Here is a 17,119-nt window from a genome sequence, read left to right on the forward strand (position 1 = left end):
AACGCGATTGATTTACCAATTGTAGAGAAAAAGACTTGCGAACGTATTCTACCCATAAACTGGCCGTTTTGGTTGCAGGCTTCGTGTTTGCTGCCCTCATGCCTGCTTTCGGCCAAACCACTTCTCCAAATAAAGACACCACAAAATATCCGATTACCGACCGGCGCACCGATCCTTATACCGATCCAACGCCGGGGCGTAATCCGTTTAACCTTTCCGATACGTCTTTCGTCAAGCGAAGAATTGAATACGATCCGAAAACGAATCAGTATTACATCGTTGAAAAAATCGGCAGCCAGTATTACCGCACACCGACTACGTTTTCCATGAAAGAATTTTTGTCGGTGCAGGGACAAAAAGACGAGAACGATTATTTCCGCAAACGTGCCGACCTGCTGAGCGATTTAAACCGCCGCTCGTTCAAACCCAAATTTGGTTTTGTAAAAGACTGGGTGAACCGCATTACCGGTGCAGGCAAAGTAGAGATAAGACCTACAGGTTACGTGGACGTTTCGGCGGGTTACCAGGGACAGAATATTAAAAACCCAACGCTGCCCGAAAGAGCAAGAAAAACCGGGGGCTTTGATTTTAACGAGAACGCACAATTGCAGGTAGATGCCAAGATTGGCGATAAGATAAACCTCCCGATCAATTACAACACACTCGCCAACTTTGATTACGAGAACCAACTCAAATTTGATTACCAGGGAAAGGAAGATGAAATATTAAAATCCTTTCAGGCCGGCACAGTGAACTGGTCGTCAAAAGGAACACTGATACCGAGTGCACAATCTTTGTTTGGCATTAAATCGCAATTGCAGTTTGGAAAGGTCTTCGTCACAGGCGTATTGGCCAACCAGCGCAGTAACCGCCAGAGCGTGGGCTTGCAGGGCGGTTCGGCTACGCAATCGTTTTCGCTTCGCGCCGACGAGTACGAAGAGAACCGTCACTTTTTGCTTTCGCAATATTTTCACGACAATTTCAACAACGCCATGAAGCGTTTGCCCGTGGTGCAATCGGCCGTGCAAATCCTTCGCGTGGAAGTATGGGTCACCAATCGCACCGGTGCCACTACCGATACCCGCGACGTGGTGGGCTTTGCCGATTTGGGTGAAGGCAAACCTTACCGCACAAGCCTTGGCGGCAGTGGAACGAACAGCCTGCCAAGCAACGGTGCCAACAACCTCTATGGTTTCCTCACCAATCCCGCCAACGGCGATTTTCGCAACTCCAGCAACGTGCAAAGCGCCTTGTCCGCAGCCGGCTTTCAGCCCGTGCAGGATTTTGAAAAAACCTTTGCCCGCAAGCTTCAACCCACCGACTATTACTTCAACCCGCAAATTGGTTTTCTATCGCTTAATCAACAGTTGCAACCTGATGAAGTATTGGGTGTAGCCTTTCAATACACCTACAACGGGAAGGTTTACCAGGTGGGCGAATTTTCGCAGGACGTTCCGCCCGACAGCAGCGGCAACACCACCAAAGTCTTGTTTTTAAAATTGTTGAAGGCTACTTCGCAGCGGCCTAACCTGCCTTTGTGGGATTTGATGATGAAGAATGTGTACAGCGTAGGTTTTGGTCAACTGTCCGCTGATGGTTTTGACTTGCAAGTAACCTATGAAGAGCCAAGCAAAGGCGACAAACGCTACCTGCCCGATGCCGATATTAAAACGCAATATCAGGGCGTGCCCATTTTGCAATTGGTAAACCTTGACCGCCTGAACAACCAACGCGACCCGCAGCCCGATGGCAAGTTCGACTACATTGAAAACTACACCGTCATTCCTTCGCAAAGCCGCGTGATATTCCCGGTGCTCGAACCCTTTGGTCACGACCTCGATTATGTTTATCCGAACGCAACGGCAGCATCCAAATATTTGTTTTACCCGCTTTACGATACCATTAAAGCCATTGCCTCCAACTACGCAAACCTGAATCGTTTTAAAATCGTTGGTCGTTCCAAATCGGCTGTGAGTGGCGATTACCAATTGGGCTTCAACATTCCGAAAGGTTCGGTAACGGTTACAGCCGGCGGACAAGTACTGCGCGAAGGAATTGACTACGAAGTGAACTACGATCTCGGCACTTTGCACATCACCAACCAAGCCATTATCGCAGCGGGTTTGCCGGTGCAAATCGGTTATGAAAACAACCAGACATTTGGCTTGCAACAGAAAAATTTCGTGGGGCTTCGGGTTGATTATTTACACAACAAACACCTAACGGTAGGCGGGCAAATGGTGCGGCTTGGCGAACGTCCTTTCTTTACCAAACAATCCTATGGCGAAGATCCCATTCGCAACACGATGTACGGTATGGACTTCGATTATCGCAACGATTTTCCGCAGATGACCCGCTGGTTAAACAAGCTGCCTTTTTACAACACCAAGGCCATGTCGTCCATCACGGCTTACGGCGAAGGCGCGGTGCTTAAGCCAGGTCACGCAAAAGAAGTTGACGGCGGCCAGGGAGGAATTTCTTACATTGACGATTTTGAAGGAACGCGTTCCTCCATTGACTTGCGCTTTCCGCTCATTAGCTGGACGATGGCTTCCGTGCCGCAAAACGCGCCGGATAAAAATGGCCAGGTACTTTTTCCCGAAGCCTTGTTGAAGGACGATTTGAGCAGCGGTTACAACCGTGCAAAACTTGCTTGGTACAACATTGAGCCGGTGTTGCAGGAAAAAGGAAACAGCAACAATCCGCTTGGAAGAGACTTGGCGGAATTATCCAAACCTGAAACCCGCCGTGTGCTTTCGCAGGAAATTTTTCCGCAGCGCACCAACGATTTCGGACAAGGCGTCATCAACACCTTCGACCTTGCTTTTTATCCAAAAGAAAAAGGGCCGTACAATTTTCAATACGATGTGGACCCCGGAACGGGCCGGCTTAAAAATCCCAAAAAAGCCTGGGGCGGTTTGATGCGTAATATTGACCAAACCGATTTTGAAACAAGCAACATCGAGTTCATTGAATTCTGGATGCTTGATCCCTTTATTAAAAAGCCGTCCAGCACCGGTGGTGAATTGTATTTTGATCTGGGCAACATCTCCGAAGATATTTTGCGCGACGGCAAACGCCAGTACGAAAACGGTTTGCCCACGCCCACGCAGCCAAACATTCCGGTGGACGAAACGGCGTGGGCAAAAGTGCCGCGCAATCCAATCCAGGTGACCAATGCATTCAGCAACGATCCGGCAGACCGTCCGTATCAAGACGTGGGCTATGATGGCATGACCGATACCGCAGAACGCCGTCATTTTGCGCCTTACCTGAATCAACTGGGCGCTGTAGTAGGAGCAGGTTCGCCGGTTTACCAGGCAGCGCAGGCCGATCCGTCCGCCGATAACTTCAAAGGCTACCGCGATCCGTCGTTCTCTGAACGCAACGGCATTTTAGAGCGCTACAAGAACATCAATAACCCCCACGGCAATTCTCCCGTTGCAAATTCTACCGACCAATTTACCAACGCCTTTACGCTTTACCCGGATGCCGAAGAACTAAACCGCGACAATACCTTGAACGAAGTGGAAGAATATTTCCAATACCGCGTTGAGCTAAAGCCCAACATGCAGGTGGGACAAGGCAACTACATTACGGACAAACGCGTGGTAAGCGTGCAACTGGCCGACAACAGCCGCCGCACCGAAACCTGGTACCTGTTTCGCATTCCGGTAAAAGAATACCAGGCCAAGGTGGGCAACATTCCCGACTTTAAATCCATCCGCTTTATCCGCATGTTCATGACCGGTTTTGAAGACACAGCGGTGCTGCGTTTTGCCAAACTGGAACTGGTGCGCAACCAATGGCGCAAGCTGCAATATCAGGTGGACACAAGCGGCGTGGCCGTGCCGCTGCCCGCAAACGATCCTACTTCGGTGGATGTACTGGCGGTGAACATTGAAGAAAACGACCGTCGTTCGCCCATTCCTTACCGTCAGCCGCCCGGCATCGAACGGCAGCAGCAAATCAGCAACAACAACGTGGAATTGTTGTTGAACGAACAAGCCCTGAGTTTGAAAGTGTGCAACCTTTTCAAAAAAGCATCCCGCGGTGTTTTCAAAAGCATGAGCCTTGATCTGCGGCAGTATGGCAAACTTTCCATGTTTGCGCACCTTGAATCGAGCAACGCACCCGGCACCGATTTAGCCACCGGGGACATGAACGCAGTTATCCGCATCGGCAACGATTACACGACCAATTATTACGAAGTAAAAATTCCGTTGAAGCCGACGCCTTGGGGCGCATCGGATTCGCTCGCCATCTGGCCCGTGCAAAACAATTTGGATTTTGATTTGAGTGTGCTTACCGCATTGAAATCAAAACGCAACGGCAGCGGCGTTTCGCCTTCGCAATACTATTCGCAGATCATCAACGGCCGCCAGTACGCCATCATCGGCAATCCCAACCTGGGTGAAGTGCGGGGCATGTTTCTCGGTGTAGAGAACGTGAACAAAGATGCGGCTTGCGTGGAAGCCTGGTTCAACGAACTGCGTCTTTCAAAACTGAACGAAAGCGGCGGCTACGCGGCCCTGGGCCGCGTAGATCTGCGGCTTGCCGATTTGGGCAACGTAAACTTTAGCGGCAGTGTTCGCAGCATCGGTTTTGGTACGCTGGAACAACGTGTGAACGAAAGAAGCAAAGAAGATTTTTCTCAGTTCGATTTATCGGCTAGTCTTGACCTGGGCAAGTTGTTGCCAAAGAGTGCGGCAATTACCATCCCGATGTACGCGGGCATCAGCAAAACCACGTCCACGCCGGAGTACGATCCCTACGATCTTGACATCAAACTAAAAGACAAATTAAAGGATGCGTCGAGCGACAAACGGGATTCGATTCGCAATGATGCCATAGACCAGCGCACCATCAAAACGCTCAATTTTACGTCGGTAAAAAGAACCAAGCCTTTTGGACAGAAACCGCAACTCTGGGATCTTTCAAACTTCGATATTAATTACAATTACACGCACGACCGGAGAACCAATCCAATCATTGAATACGACGACGTAAAACGCACCCGCGCAGCGGTAGGCTACAATTTTGCGCCGACGCCGACGTATATTGAACCGTTCAAAAAGTTCATCAAGACGAAGTCGCCCTGGCTTGCATTGTTCCGCGACTTTAATTTCAACTACAAGCCTTCGCTTATCTCGGTTCGTGCCGATGTGCTGCGGCAGTTTGGCGTGTTGCGCAACCGCAACGTGGGCTTTTACAAACCACTGCCGGAGAACTATGACAAATTCTTCCTCTTTGACCGCTATTATACCCTGAGCTGGAATTTAACCCGTTCGCTCAACCTTGACTTTAACGCGGTGAACAACGCAAGAGTGGACGAGCCATATGGACGATTGGACACGAAAGAAAAGCTGGATTCGGTAAAGCGAAATTTCTGGAAGGGTGGCCGCAATACGCATTATCATCAGGATATTAATTTGGCTTATAACCTTCCTACGGCAAAAATTCCTTTGCTCGATTGGACGCAGGTGAGAGCTTCGTATAAAGTAAGCTACGACTGGCTTGCGGGTTCGTTGCTGGCAAGAGAATTGGGCAACACATTAAGCGTTGGGCAAACACGAAACGCCGTCGTTGATTTGGACTTCGACCGTTTGTACAGCAAGTCGCGTTTTTTACAGGCCATCAACAGCGACCAACCAGCGCCGCCAAAACAACAGCAACAGCCAAAAGACACGCTGGCAAAAAAGAAGAAACTTCCCGGTGGACCCGTTTACATTTCGCCCTTGCCGAAATTTTTCCTTCGCATGATTACCTCGGTGAAACGCGTGGGTCTTCAATACACCGAAGATTACGGAACCTTATTGCCGGGCTACATGGACAGCACCCGCATTTTGGGCATGAATCCGGGCAGCGGCAATCCGGGTTGGAAGTATGCGCTTGGCGGTTATCAGCCCGATACAAACGACATTAACAACCTGGCGGCGAAAGGCATTCTTTCAAGAGATTCCCTTTTCAACGCACTCATTCAGCAGCGTTACTCGCAAACCATCAACTTAACGGCGCAGGTGTCGCCCATCCGCGATTTGAACATTGACATCACGCTGACAAAAACCTTCTCGAAGAATTATTCCGAACTGGAAAAAGACACGACGGGACATTCGGGCATTCAGCGTTACAACCCTTACGCAACGGGTTCGTTCAGCATCTCGTACATTTCGTATCAAACTTTGTTTACCAAGTTCGATCCAAACGAAGTCTCCGATCTTTTCAAACAGTTTGAAGCCAACCGCCTGATTCTTTCGCAGCGATTGGCCGGTGAAAACCTTTACGCAAAAAATAACCCGACGCTGAACGGCGGTTACGTGGAAGGCTACAACCGTTATGCGCAGGATGTGTTGATTCCGGCCTTTATTTCGGCTTATACAAACAAAGACCCGTTGACAGTTGCCACGATAAAAAATTCCAACCCGAACCTTAGCTCCAATCCGTTCTCGCGGCTTTTACCCAAGCCCAACTGGAACATTACCTACAACGGTTTGACGCGGCTACCGGGGCTGGAAAAAATTTTTACCAACTTCACCCTGCGCCACGGCTACAGCAGCACGTTGAGCATGAACAGCTTTACAACTTCACTGTTGTTCCAGGATCGCTTCCGCATCGGCTATCCTTCGTTTATTGATACCAACAAAAACTACATTCCTTATTTTCTTGTACCGAATGTGACGATCAGTGAGCAATTCAGTCCGCTCATTGCTGCCGACATGACCTTTACCAATCAATTGTCTGCACGGTTTGAGTACCGTAAATCCCGAACGCTGAGTTTGAGTTTGATAGATTATCAATTGGCGGAGAACCGTTCAACCGAAGTAACGATAGGCGCCGATTGGCGGCGCAAAGGCTTTCCTTTCTTAACTAAATTACGCATCGGCAAAAATGCAAAACAGTTGAACAACGACGTGACCTTGCGGCTTGATTTCAGCCTGCGCGACGACGCAACGGCCAACAGCAAGCTTGATCAAAATACGGCCTTCGGTACGTCGGGGCAAAAGGTGATACGGCTTGCGCCAAGCGTGGATTACGTGGTGAACCAGCGCATCAACCTGAAGTTTTATTTCGAGCAGAACAAAATCATTCCGAAGATTGCTACCACGGCGCCGGTGACGAATACAAGAGCGGGTGTGCAGGTAAGGATTTCGCTGGCACAGTAAGGCTTATTCTCCAAACAACTGCTCCTTGAATTTTTGATAGAAGAACGAAACAACCAATAACAAAACACCCAGCACCAAATACGCAATTACTTTTTGCAACGTCGAAAAAGTAAGGCTGTCCAACGCGACAAGTTTTAGTAACGTAAAACCCATCAACGCAATGGCGGCCATGCGTGCCGGAATGGATTTGAATTTGACACCGGCAACAAAAATTACAACGGCCGTAAGCAGCCACAAAAGCGTTACGGTAATTCCCTTCCATTGAAAGCCGATGAAGAGGACGAACAAGGCCAGCGCATAAAAGGCCAGTAGTTTGCCTGCGATGTTTTCTTTCCAAAAAAGAAATGCAACCGCCTGCGCCGCGGCAAAAGCAGCAAACAACAAGGAGATAATCGCGATAGTTGAATCAACAAACGAATAGCCAAAAACAAATAAGGCCGCCACGTAAAAAAGGAGGTTGTTGGCAAGAATTTGGTAAGTGGCGAAAAGCGAAAATGGCTCTTTGCGAAACAGTTTTGCCGAAAGCGCGTTCACCGCAAACTGCACAAAGAAAGCGAACATAAAAACGAGCCCGTAGGTTTTTAGCCGCTCGTCATTTTGCCATACGACCCAACCAATAAAAAGCAGCCAGCTTATGGCTTGCGCCGCACGGCCTACGAGAATCCAGGGCTTCTTTGCACAAAGAAAAACAACGCCGACGTTGATAATGCTGATGTATAAAAAAAGCATTTCGGGATGACCTCTGTCCGGGCTAATTAAAAACGGAATGCCGTAGGCGCCCACCAACCCAAGCAAGGCAATCTCCTGCCGGTTGTAACGCAACGCTTCAACGGTTGTAAAAACGGTTAACGCAATCATGATGACGAACGAAGCCGTGTACGAAAGAAAATGATAATACACGCAGGCGCCAAATGAGGTAAAGTACAGCGAGGCCATGGCGCCGCTGAAAAGAATGGCGCTAAAGGCGGCGTATTGTTTTCGCAGGCTTGCCGAAAGAAAATAAAGAAGCAATCCCGCGGCGTAAGCCAATACAATGCGCAGGCCTTCGGAAATGAGGTTTTTGTCAATGGCGTATTTCACACCCAACGAAAGCCCGATCACCAACACCACGATACCGATAAGATGAATGAGCCGCAGGCCAATGAGGTTTTCAAGCGAAGACGAAGGATGCGAATAAATTGGAAGCTTCTTTTTGTTGACGGTGTCTGGGTTAACTGTCGAAGCGGGTTTTAGGCTTTGCAATTCCGCATGAAGTTGTTGCAACGCACGGTACTGTTCCTTTATCTGTGCGGACAGGTCTTCTATTTGTTTTTCCAATGCCTGAAGCCGGGCCTTCTCATCCATCGCATGCCTTTTGCGAAAAATACAAATTAACATTCACACTTCGCCCCACACTGCATTCTTCTCTATCTTGCCGCAAACAAAACAACCGTTGAAGAAGGCTGCCTTCCTTTTTTATTTTACATTTTGCATTTTACATTCATCGTTTGCGCAAGACAGTTGCGGTCTGCGCATCAGTTTACTTACCTGCGCACCCGGCGCGGAGCTTTATTCCACCTTTGGCCACACCGCTGTTCGGGTAAGTGACAAAAGCACAGGCCTGGATGAAGTGTACAACTACGGCACGTTTGAATTTGACGAAGACTTCTACGTAAAGTTTGTTCGCGGCAAGCTTCTTTACGCTTTGTCGGTAGAAAGCTTTCCCGAGTTCATGTATCAATACCAAATGGAAAGCCGTTCGGTGATTGAACAGGATCTTTCGTTGAGTTGTGCGCAGAAACAGGAATTGTATCAGCGTTTGCGAACGAATGCCTTGCCGCAAAATCGCCATTATCGTTATGATTTTTTGTTCGACAACTGCACCACGCGGGCCCGAGACATGATTGATACCGGCGCAACGGCGCCCGTACGTTTCAAAAATTTATTGCCGCTAAAACCGCTTACGTTTCGCGAGCACATCACGGTTTATTTGAACAAGGCACACCAAGATTGGAGCAAACTGGGAATTGATCTTTTGCTCGGCGCAAAGATGGACCGAAGATCATCCAACACAGAAGCCATGTTTCTGCCCGATAATTTGATGATGGCTTTTGACAGCGCAACCGTAGAAGGCAAGCCGCTGGTGGCATCAAAGCAAACGATACTGGCCGTTCCTTCGTTGGCGACCGAAAGTTTTTTCTTCACGCCGGTTGTAACGTTTAGTCTTTTCTTGCTTATCGTGCTTGCGCTTACGTTAATAAAAAAACGTTGGGCACAAACAGCGGTGAGCATTGTTGATTTCCTTTTGTTTTTCACCTTGGGTTTGGTGGGTGTATTGCTTTTGTTCATGTGGTTCGGCACCGATCACAAGCTGTGCGCCAACAATTACAACCTGCTCTGGGCTTTACCCACGGATCTTGTTGCGGCCTTCCTGGTGCACAAAAGATCGGGCAGGGTGCAACTCTATTTTAAAATTGTATTTTGGCTCACGGTTTTGCTACTGGTGCTTTGGCCTTTTTTGCCGCAGCAGATGAACATTGGTTTTTTACCCCTGGTTCTCGCCATTGCCTTGCGAAGCGGAATCATTGCAAACCGAAAAAGAAATGCAGACAAAAGAATTTAATTACAACGGCAAAAAGATTCTCTACCGCACGGCAGGCAAGGGGCCGTTAGTGGTATTGCTGCACGGTTTCGGCGAAGACGGTACGATCTGGAAGAACCAATTCGATATCTTTCCAAATTATCAATTGCTCGTTCCCGATTTGCCGGGCAGCGGCGGGAGTGAAAGGATTGACGACATGAGCACGGAAGGCTTGGCGGAAGCAATTTATGCTCTGATCAAGAGCCTCACCCCCGGTGAGGCCATTCTCATCGGCCACAGCATGGGCGGTTATGTGACGCTTGCCTTTGCTGCAAAATTTCCCGAAGCTTTAAACGCCTTTGGTCTTTTTCATTCCACGGCTTATGCCGACAACGAAGCAAAAAAGGACGGCAGGCGCAAAGGCATTGCGGCAATGAATGAACAGGGCGCTGAAGCGTTTTTAAAAACCTTTGTGCCGAATTTGTACAGCCCGGTAATAAAGGAGAAAAATCCGGCTTTGATTGACAAACACCTGAACGCCGTACGCAACTTTTCGGCGGAAAGTCTCGTTAAGTATTTTGAAGCCATGATGCAGCGGCCCGATAGAACAACGGTCTTGGAAAACAGCAGTGTGCCGGTGCTTTTTGTGATGAGTGAACACGACGCGGCCGTGCCACTGGAGGACAGTTTGAAACAATGCCATCTTCCCCCGTTGTCGTTCGTTCATCTTCTTCAGGCCTCCGGTCACATGGGAATGGTGGAAGAGGCGGAAGAAGCGAATAAAATTTTAATAGCGTTTATAAATGCGGTTGAAACCATAGCCTAATCCTGATGAAAAAATTCCTGCTGTTTTTGTTCGCCTTTGCAAGCCTTCACGCCTTTGCCAATCACCTGAAGGGAGGTTTTTTTACATATACTTATCTCGGCCCTGGCTTGAACGATCCGACTGCGGTGCGCTACCATGTTACGCTTACCGTGTACATGGATTGTGCAGCAACCGGGGCGCAAATAAATGACCCGATTAATTTTACTTTTTTCAGAGGCGCATCCGATTCCATCATCACCAATCCCGCTGTCTCTATTTCGAAACAATACAACCTCTCGAAACTTAGGGATGAGCCTTGTATTACCGGCGACCAGGCTATTTGCTTTTACAAGATTGTAATTTATGATTTGGCGAGCATCGAACTCCCGGCCAGCGCAACCGGTTATACGGTTGCTTACCAACGGTGTTGCCGAATTACGGGCATCAACAATATCGCCGGCAACTCCAATACAGTTGGCAACACATATGCCGCTTTCATTCCCGGGACGAATTTGTTGCCAACAGCTCATAACAGCAGTGCAACCTTCCAGATAAACGACACGGTTGTCATTTGCCGCAACAGTTATTTTCAATATCCTTTTACCGCAACAGACCCGGATGCAGGTGACAGTTTGAGCTATGCTTTTTGCGATGCCTATACAGGTGCCAGCCAGTCCGATCCGGCCCCCAATACGGCTTCTCCTCCCTTTGTCTGGTCGTTCGTCCCGTACAATTCAGGCTTTAACGGCTCTATTCCTTTGGGAAGCGGTGTCACCATCAATCCGCGTACAGGATTAATCAGCGGCATTGCTCCATCCGTTCCCGGCGAGTACGTGGTTACCGTTTGTGTAAGCGAATACCGCAACGGTGTTTTGCTAACGGTAACCCGGAAGGAATTGCACGTAAAGATTGGTGACTGCAGTGCAATACAAGCACTGCCTGCCGCCTTCGATTTGAACGGCATCAAAGTGCAGCCCGGCGTGGCCGGCTGCAAAAGCTACACGTACAGCTTTGCCAATGACGTTCCTTCCAATCCACTTATACAAACCTATTATTGGGAGTTTAGCGACGGCGCTACATATAACGTTGCCCATCCCACACACACCTTTGCCGATACCGGCGTTTACATAGTAAAGCTGGTGCTCAACCGCGGACAGGATTGCAGCGACAGCCTGACGACCTCCATTAAAATTTACCCGGGCTTTTTCCCCGGCTTTACCAACGTAGGCGTTTGCGTAAACAAAACGGCGCAGTTTTTTGATACCACCAAAACCATTTACGGGGTTGTCAATTCATGGCGTTGGGACTTTGGCGAAAGCACCGTCAGCAACGATACTTCACGCCTGCAAAACCCTACCTATATCTATCCTTCAGCGGGAACAAAAACAGTCATCTTCGTGGTGAAGAACAGCGTAGGCTGCGTGGATACGGTGAGAAAAAACGTTGACATCTTAACCAAGCCGCCGTTAAACGTTGCGTTTAAAGACACCCTGATCTGCACCGGTGACAGCGTGCAACTGCACGCAGTTGGCGACGGCAATTTTTCGTGGACGCCTGCGGCAAATATCCTCAATGCATCCACCGCCGATCCAACCGTTCACCCGCCTTCAACCACGGCTTATTTTGTTCAACTCGATTACCAGGGTTGTATTGCGAACGATACCGTGAAAGTGAACGTGATTCCTTTTGTGAGTGTTACAGCCATGGCCGACACCACCATCTGCGCCACCGATACGCTTCGGTTGCGTGCCACGACAAACGGCTTGAAATATTTGTGGAATAATTCAACAACCTTAAACGATCCAACGCTTCTTCAACCAACGGCGCATCCGGTTACCAATCCTACAACTTATACCATTACGTCCAGCATCGGGCATTGTTCATCTACCGACAACGTGGTGGTAACGCTGGTGCCTTATCCCGTTGCCAATGCCGGCAACGACACCATCGTTTGTTACAACACGCCGGCATTGCTGAACGGCAGTACCGACGGTTCTTCTTTTACCTGGTCGCCAACGAACACGCTGACCAATGCAAACACGTTAACACCGCTGGCCACGCCAAAGAAAACAACCGCTTACGTTCTTACTGTTTTCGATACAAAAGGTTGTCCCAAACCGGGCCGAGACACGGTATTGGTGGTGGTGAACCCGCAGGTGGTTGCCTTCGCGGGCCGGGATACGGCTGTTGTTGTCGGACAGGTTTTGCAGTTCAATGCCTCAGGTGGCGTGAATTATTCCTGGTCGCCGCCAACGGCTTTGAACAATACATTTATTCCCAATCCGAAAGCGGTTTACGACGGCAGCTTCGACAGCATCCGTTATTCATTAACCGTAACAGATTCCATTGGCTGCGGCGACGAAGCAACGGTGCTGGTGAAAATATTCAAGACGAATCCGAAGATTTTTGTACCCACTGCCTTTACGCCAAACGGTGACGGCAAGAACGAGTACGTGGCGCCGATAGCCGTGGGCATTTCAAAACTTGATTACTTCCGCATTTATAATCGCTGGGGCCAATTGGTGTTTCAAACAACGGTGAACGGACAAGGATGGGACGGCAATATTAGCGGGCAGCCGCAAGCCACCGGAACGTATGTTTGGATTGTGCAGGGAACGGACTTCACCGGCAAGGTGGTGTTTGGAAAAGGCACGGTAACGCTGATACGGTAGAGAATTGATGCGTAATATTTAATTGCTTCGCGAAGGCGTAAACACGAAAGCAGCAATGAGTAAATACAAACTTCTCGCAACCTTTATTCTTCTATCATTCATTGCTTCTTCGCAAACAAAGCTTGCCTACCAGGACAAGAAATTCTCTTTTGTGCTGCTTGTTGACAGTGCCAACGGCGAATGTGCGGTGAAGTCAATTGCTCTTGCGAGGCGAAGCGACGGCAAGCAAATCCAAGCCATTCTTCCCCCAGAAAACACGCAGCCATGCACGTTGCCGAAAGAACAAATCTTCATCATCGAAGACATGAATTTCGATGGTTATAACGACATCCGGCTCTTGCAATTTTTGCCCGCTGCACCTAATCTCCCTTACTATTGTTGGATCTATAAGACAAAGCAAAAAAGATTCGAGAGGCAAAAAGCCCTGGAAGAAATTACATCACCGGATTTTAATGCGAAGCAAAAACGCATCTTTTCATTTTGGCGCGACGGATGCTGCGATCACGGCTTAAATACTTACAAATACATTGGCGGCAGGCCGGTGCTTGTTGAACAAGGTGAAGTAAAAGAAGAAGGGGGAAAAGTCATCACAACACTGAAGAAGCGGATAAACGGAAAACTAAAGTTGGTGAAGAAAACAACAGAGAAGGCAAAAGAGTAATGAACCGATTAACGAATCAAGAGTACAACAAAAAACCGTCTCCATCACGAAGGCGGTTTTTATTTACAGAATTACAATTCAATCAATGCGTGTAAATGCAGCGTCGTTGCGGTTGGTGGTCAAACTTCTCCACAAGGTTTAGAGCCGGGGACGATTTGTTCTTTTTAAGTAATGACCGGCAACTGCGCTGCTGTTGTCGCTAGTCGGTTTTTTTGCCGGTTCTAAAAGAAAAGACTCAATCACAATTGTGATTGAGTCTTTGTATGTTGCAAGGGAAGAAGTTTACATTCCTCTGTTCACGTTCTCGTAACCAAACAAATCATCTACGTTCAGCCGCTTTACTTCGCCGTACTTTTTCAAATCATCCATGCTGATTCTTTTTTCCGACGCAATCACCGTGTAGGTGAACGGCTGGTTCTGAAACTGTTGTTGATGATAGGTTGCCAAATCAGCCAGCGTCAGTTTGTTCAAATTGCCGTAAATGGATTTGCGCACGTCATCGTTCAGGCCACGCTTTTGCGCACGCAGGTAGTTGAAGATGATGTCGTCTTTGGTAATGCGCTGCGTTTCGATGTCTTTCTTCTCGCTCTTGATGGCGTTTTCGAAATTCTGATCCGTCTTCGGCAGGTCTTTCAACAAATCATTCATGCTGTTGATGGCATCGTTCATCTTGTCGGCCTGGCTGCCCACGTAACCAATGAAGGTGTAATCGTCTTCTTTCTTCGCGGGTGTTTGCACCACGGCAAAGGTTGAATAGGCAAGCGCTTTCGATTCGCGAATGGTTTGGAAAACAACCGAACCCATACCGCCGCCAAAATAACTGTTGTAGATGTCAATCTTTGCAGACTGCGCAGGGTCGTATTGTCCCAAATCTTTTACCCAATAAATCTCCGATTGTACCGCGTCATAATCGGTAAACAACACCTGGTTGCTGGTTTGCTTCAACGGTTTAAATACAACGGCTTTTGGTGCTGCGGTCCACGTTGCTGGCATGGTGTGAAGCTTGGCCACATCGGCGCTAACTTTTGCAAGCGGCGACGGACCGTAATACAGCACATCGTGTTTGTAGTTTGTCAGCGAATGCAGAAGAGCAACGAGATCAGCGGCTTTCAACGACTTGATTTCTTCGTTGGTCAGCACGTAGTTGAACGGATTGTTTGCGCCGTACACGGCGTAGCTGCGAACGGCTTGTGCAATGGCTTGCTTGTTCATCTTCGTGTTGGTTCTTGCTTTTAAAAGACGGTCTTTCAACGAGGCCAGCGCTGTTTCATCAACCTTGCAATTGCGCAACAGGTTTTCAAACAAACTCACGGCTTTGTCAAAATTTTCCTGCAGGCCGCTGATGGTGATCGTCGTTTCTTCATTACCGGCGTTTGTCGAGAAAGAAGCCGCGATGTTGTAAAACTGCTTCGTGATCTCTTCTGCCGTTGCTTTGTCGGTTCCTAAAAATTGCAAATACTGTAAGGCGATTGGCAGCAAGCGGTTGTTGAACGTACCCTGGTTGAAATAGTAGTGCAGACGGAACAGGCTGTTGTCTTTGTTGGGAACGTACAACACGTTAGCCGGACCGGCCTTGCCTTTTTGAATGTCTTTGTTGTAATCTATCCAAACGGGCTGTGTCGAAGCCAGGGGTGTTGCGGTAACGGATTTTACAAAAGCCGACTGTTTGCCGGCATTGGTTTCAACGGGTGTGATTGGCGGCTTCTCCACTTTTACAATGCTCTTGTCTTCGCCCTTGCGTTTGTAAATCACAACGTAGTTGTCGTTCTGAAAAAACTTGTTCGCAAAGTCAACGATTTCTTTCTTCGATACCTTGCCCATTTCATCAAGTTGTGCCACATCCTGGTCCCATTCCGCGTCTTTGTTTTTAATGAATTGGTCCACGATTTCTACAACGCGGTTTGTGTTGTCTTCCTGGGCCTGCAACTCCGATAGTTTGCGGTTGGCAACAATTGCTTTGATAAGCGACTCGTCGAACTCGCCTTTCTTCAACTTGTCAATTTGCTCTAGCAAAATGTCTTTTACCTGTTCCAGTGTTTGTCCTTGCTTCGGATTGGCAACGAGCATGAATACGCCGTAGTCTTTAAACCCGTAAGCACCGGCACTGGCACCCAATACTTTTTGCGCTTTGTTCAGGTTCAGGTCAAGCAAACCGGCTTTGCCGTTGGATAAAATGGCAGCGGTCAAGTCGGCAAGCAACGCTTCACGCGAACCGGAAGCACCAACGCGGTAGGCAATGCGCATGCTTTCGGCCGTGGGTCCGTAAACTTCTTTTACAATGGGGCCTTTCACGGCTGCTTCAACAGGACCTTTGTAGCCTTCCACGGGTTTGGGCTGCATGTAGCTGAACGCTGCATCAACCTTCTTGATCATTTGATCGGGATTAAAATCGCCGGAAAAAACAACGGCCATGTTATTAGGCACATAGTACTTGTAGTAGTATTCCCGAATGGCTTTGAGCGAAGGATTTTTCAGGTGCTCAATCGTACCGATGGTCGTTTGCTGCCCGTAGTTGTGTGTGGGAAACAAGGAGGCGAACATGGTCTCGAACACTTTTGAACCGTCGTTGTCAAGCGAACGGTTTTTCTCTTCGTACACCGCTTCCAGCTCCGTGTGGAAAATGCGGAAGATCGGATTGCGGAAACGTTCCGATTGAACGGCCAGGAATTTATCAATGGCACTGGATGGAATGTCTTCTTCGTAAACGGTTTCTTCCACCGATGTGTGCGCATTGGAACGCTGCGAACCGATGGAGGCCATCATCTTGTCGTACTCGTTTGCGATGGCGTATTTGGCCGCCGCACCTGATACGCTGTCGATGGTATGGTAAATGGCTTTGCGTTGCGCTGCATCTGTTGTGTGGTTGTATTGTTCGTACAAAGCATCAATCTGGTCTAAGTAAGGCTTTTCTTTTTGCCAGTCCAGCGATCCAAATTTATCGGTGCCTTTAAACAGCACGTGTTCGAGGTAATGCGCCAAACCCGTATGGTCTTTCGGATCGGTATTGCTGCCGGCACGCACCGCAATGCGGGTGGCAATGCGTGGCTCTTTTTTGTTGGGCGAAAGCGCCACGGTAAGACCGTTTTTCAACGTATAAAAACGCGTGGCTGTTGGGTCGTTCGTGACGTACTTGTAGGTGTAGCCCGCGGCGGTGGCGGTCTTCCATTCGTACTTTTTTTGTGCCTGCAGGCTGGCGGTAAGCAGCAGCAGGAAGAGCATGTGTGTGAACTTCATACGTGTTTATTTAGTAGAAAGGTT

7 protein-coding genes are annotated in these 17,119 nt (G+C 48.6%); 5 read left to right on the plus strand and 2 right to left on the minus strand.

Annotated elements, in window-relative coordinates; all coding sequences use genetic code 11:
• Positions 1-68 precede the first annotated feature (68 nt).
• On the plus strand, positions 69-7,163 hold the full coding sequence (gene sov, locus FSB75_RS18880; protein ID WP_146790661.1) for a T9SS outer membrane translocon Sov/SprA: 7,095 nt from the start codon (positions 69-71) through the stop codon (positions 7,161-7,163).
• 3 nt (positions 7,164-7,166) lie between these two features.
• On the opposite strand, the gene FSB75_RS18885 is transcribed toward sov, so the two are convergent.
• Complete coding sequence (locus FSB75_RS18885) at positions 7,167-8,507, minus strand: DUF2339 domain-containing protein (protein ID WP_172623219.1); 1,341 nt, start codon at positions 8,505-8,507, stop codon at positions 7,167-7,169.
• A gap of 88 nt (positions 8,508-8,595) precedes the next feature.
• Here FSB75_RS18885 and FSB75_RS18890 point away from each other — a divergent pair, with 88 nt between their 5' ends.
• The 4 genes from FSB75_RS18890 to FSB75_RS18905 are packed head-to-tail and all read left to right on the plus strand — an operon-like array spanning position 8,596 to position 13,861.
• On the plus strand, positions 8,596-9,765 hold the full coding sequence (locus FSB75_RS18890) for an Lnb N-terminal periplasmic domain-containing protein (protein WP_172623220.1): 1,170 nt from the start codon (positions 8,596-8,598) through the stop codon (positions 9,763-9,765).
• Positions 9,746-10,549, plus strand: a complete 804-nt coding sequence (locus FSB75_RS18895) for an alpha/beta fold hydrolase (RefSeq protein WP_146790667.1) — start codon at positions 9,746-9,748, stop codon at positions 10,547-10,549. The genes FSB75_RS18890 and FSB75_RS18895 overlap by 20 nt, the downstream gene beginning before the upstream one ends.
• A 5-nt stretch (positions 10,550-10,554) precedes the next feature.
• A complete protein-coding gene (locus FSB75_RS18900; protein ID WP_146790669.1) occupies positions 10,555-13,200 on the plus strand; it encodes a PKD domain-containing protein in 2,646 nt (881 codons plus the stop codon).
• A 55-nt stretch (positions 13,201-13,255) separates the two neighbouring features.
• Positions 13,256-13,861 (plus strand): XAC2610-related protein, encoded by a 606-nt coding sequence (locus tag FSB75_RS18905; protein WP_146790671.1) that lies wholly within the window; start codon positions 13,256-13,258, stop codon positions 13,859-13,861.
• A gap of 282 nt (positions 13,862-14,143) precedes the next feature.
• Here the strand turns inward: FSB75_RS18905 and FSB75_RS18910 are convergent, their stop codons facing one another.
• Positions 14,144-17,095, minus strand: coding sequence for a M16 family metallopeptidase (locus FSB75_RS18910; protein WP_146790672.1), 2,952 nt, complete (start codon positions 17,093-17,095; stop codon positions 14,144-14,146).
• Positions 17,096-17,119: the final 24 nt, after the last annotated feature.

Origin of the sequence: Flavisolibacter ginsenosidimutans (assembly GCF_007970805.1) — a bacterium.
Lineage (GTDB): Bacteria > Bacteroidota > Bacteroidia > Chitinophagales > Chitinophagaceae > Flavisolibacter > Flavisolibacter ginsenosidimutans.

Excerpts from the sequence above, each read along its gene's own strand:
- FSB75_RS18885 (WP_172623219.1), bottom strand. The coding sequence starts at position 8,507 with ATGGATGAGAAGGCCCGGCTTCAGGCATTGGAAAAACAAATAGAAGAC.
- FSB75_RS18895 (WP_146790667.1), top strand. The coding sequence starts at position 9,746 with ATGCAGACAAAAGAATTTAATTACAACGGCAAAAAGATTCTCTACCGC.
- FSB75_RS18900 (WP_146790669.1), top strand. The coding sequence starts at position 10,555 with ATGAAAAAATTCCTGCTGTTTTTGTTCGCCTTTGCAAGCCTTCACGCC.
- FSB75_RS18905 (WP_146790671.1), top strand. The coding sequence starts at position 13,256 with ATGAGTAAATACAAACTTCTCGCAACCTTTATTCTTCTATCATTCATT.
- FSB75_RS18910 (WP_146790672.1), bottom strand. The coding sequence starts at position 17,095 with ATGAAGTTCACACACATGCTCTTCCTGCTGCTGCTTACCGCCAGCCTG.